The 2,543-nt window shown below is 67.1% G+C and carries 2 protein-coding genes; both read right to left on the minus strand.

Annotation, left to right across the window (positions count from 1 at the left end; genetic code table 11):
• On the minus strand, positions 1-586 hold a 586-nt coding region (locus AB0K28_RS51635), incomplete at its 3' end, for a helix-turn-helix domain-containing protein (protein WP_364386047.1).
• A gap of 247 nt (positions 587-833) precedes the next feature.
• Positions 834-1,616, minus strand: coding sequence for a transposase family protein (locus AB0K28_RS51640; RefSeq protein WP_364386050.1), 783 nt, complete (start codon positions 1,614-1,616; stop codon positions 834-836).
• Positions 1,617-2,543: the final 927 nt, after the last annotated feature.

The following is a 2,543-nucleotide window of genomic DNA, read 5'->3' on the forward strand; positions in this document are numbered from 1 at the left end:
CGGGTATGCCGTGGCGGGCGATGGCGGCGCGGAAGGTGTCGCGGACGATCGGTCCGGTGATGCGGTGGTGGGCGCTGACGTGCAGGGCGTAGCGGGAGTGGTCGTCGATCCAGGACAGGATCTCGGTGTCGGTGCCGTCGGTGAGCCGGTAGTGGGTGAAGTCGGCTTGCCAGGTTTCGTTCGGGGCGTCGGCCTGGAAGCGGATGTAGGACGATCGTGGCCGTTTCTTCGGTTCGGGCTCGATGAGGCCGTGGCGGGTGAGGGTGCGGTGGACGGTGGCGCGGGAGATGGTGCGGGCGTGGTGGTGTGCCAGGTGCCAGGCGATGGTGTCCGGGCCGGCGTCCAGGCCGCGGTCGGTGAGTTCCTTGCGCAGCCGGACGATCAGCTCGACGGTGTCGGCGTCGATGGCGGCCGGGGACGTCTTCGGGCGCCGGGAGCGCGGTTCGAAGGCCGTCTCCCCGGCGGCGCGGTAGCGGGCGATCAGCTTCGACACCCAGCCCTTGGAGACGCCGTAGGTGCGCGCAGCCTCGGCCTGGGAACGGCCCTCGACGACGACCGCGGTGATGATCAGTCTGGCTTTCGACACTCTCCCTGATCATGATCGCTGATCCGGTTTCCCATGACCTGAGACACCCGGCGAGAGTTTCCTATGTCCTGCGACATGGGTTTCCTATGTCCTGAACCAACACACTGCCGGGGGCACTCACTACCTAGTTCGTCATATACGGCCCTGACCTGCGGCTTCACAGCCGCAGGTCTTTTGTTTCACCACCCTCGATAGGCAGCGGACAGTGCCCGTACGCAGCCGTACGACCATGATCAGGGAGCCCTTTTCATCCTGAGTAGCGGCCTTCTTCCATGAGCTGCAGGACGAGGATGGCCTGCACGATCGTGGTGGCGCGGTTCGGGCAGCAACGCAGCCGGGACAGGACCTTCCAGGTCTTCAAGGTGGCGACGGCGCGTTCCCCGCAGGCGCGGATGCGGGCGTGTGCGCGGTTGACCGAGCGCTGATGGCGTGACAGTGGCGGCCGCAGCCGATGGCCCTTGAATGGCGTGCGGATGCTGCCGCCCGCGCCTTGATATCCCTTGTCGGCGAAGGTCTTCACCCCGGCCATGGTCAGCACGTCGATCAGGCCGGTGGCGCGTGCCGCGGTCAGGTCGTGCGTGGCACCGGGCAACGCCGGCGAGGCCCAGACCAGCCGGCCTGCTGAATCGGCCAGGACCTGCACGTTCACGCCGTGGCGTCGATGTTTACCGGAGTAGTACGGGCGTTCGTCGGCCAGCCGGTCGATCGGGATAAGAGTGCCGTCCAGGATGGCGTAGGCCAGCCGGCCGGCGCGTAAGACGGCGGCGTGGACATCGTCGGCGAGCACGGCGAGAAGGTCGGCCGCCTCGCGGACGTAGCGCCAGGCGGTGCTGGTGCCGATGGCGAAGCCCGCGGCCAGGCGGGCGTAGGTGTCGCCGTTGCGCAGGTGGGCGAGTACGAGCAGGGCTTGCCGGGATGGGCCCAGGCGCCGCCACCGGCAGCGCCGCTTGGCACGCCGGGCACGGATCAGCTCGGCCAGACGGATCAAGGTGCGATTGGACAGCGGAATCGCGGCACGATAAGACAGCAACGAGGCTCTCCGGTAGAGGCATCGGATCTTGGTCGACTGCTGTCTTACCGGGAGCCTCTTCTCATGTCGACCGGTCCCGGCGTCGTCCCTGCTGACCAGCGCGATCAGGTTGGAAAAACCTCAGGGGACATGCGGGGGATGATCTTGAAGACGTTTCCCCAGGTAAACCCCCAGTTCCGCGTCATCCACGCAGCGACAACCCACTACGACCGCCTCCACGCCGCGGGCGACGCAACCGTCGATCGTGCCAAATACGTGCGTACAACCCGGAACGGCAACCGGCCACCGCCATTGGAGACGTCGTCGCTCCCTTGGGCGACGCCTGGCCGCGGACCACCGTCCATCTATGAGGGCACCGTTGGCAGTCTCCTCACTGAGGACGCCGGCACGCTGCGGGAGCGCGTCCAGACGATAGAGCAACCCGTTCGTCGTGGAGGCCCTGTCAGCGGTCCGCTCGATGGAGGACTGAGCCGAGGCCACCCAGCGCATCGACTACCACTTCGGCATCCACGAGGTCCGTCGCCGCATCGACCACCGCCCGGCTTGCACCCTGGGCGACGGGACAAGTGATCAGAGGCACATCGCGTCGATGACCAGCCCTGCCGCTTGCCACCAGCTCTGATACGCGTTCAGGGCGCGGTGCGGCCGATGCGCTGCAGGCACCGCTTCATGATGACGGCGACGGCTTTCTGATCGTCGGTGAGATGTCCCATGTAGGCGTGGCCCGCGACCGCGTCCGCGGATTCGGTGAGGTCGTCTGAACCGACCCGAAGTACGGGCCATCCTTGATGATCTGTCGCCTGGCAAGGCGGCTCCCATCCGCTATCTGATAACCGAGGCGGTGGTCCAGGGTTCGCAGCTGTCGCACCCCGCAGTGTCCGAGGCGCTGGAGTTCCTGCGCGGCGACGACGACGCCATCCGTCGGCG

This window comes from Nonomuraea sp. NPDC049504 (assembly GCF_040676845.1).
Lineage (GTDB): Bacteria > Actinomycetota > Actinomycetes > Streptosporangiales > Streptosporangiaceae > Nonomuraea > Nonomuraea salmonea.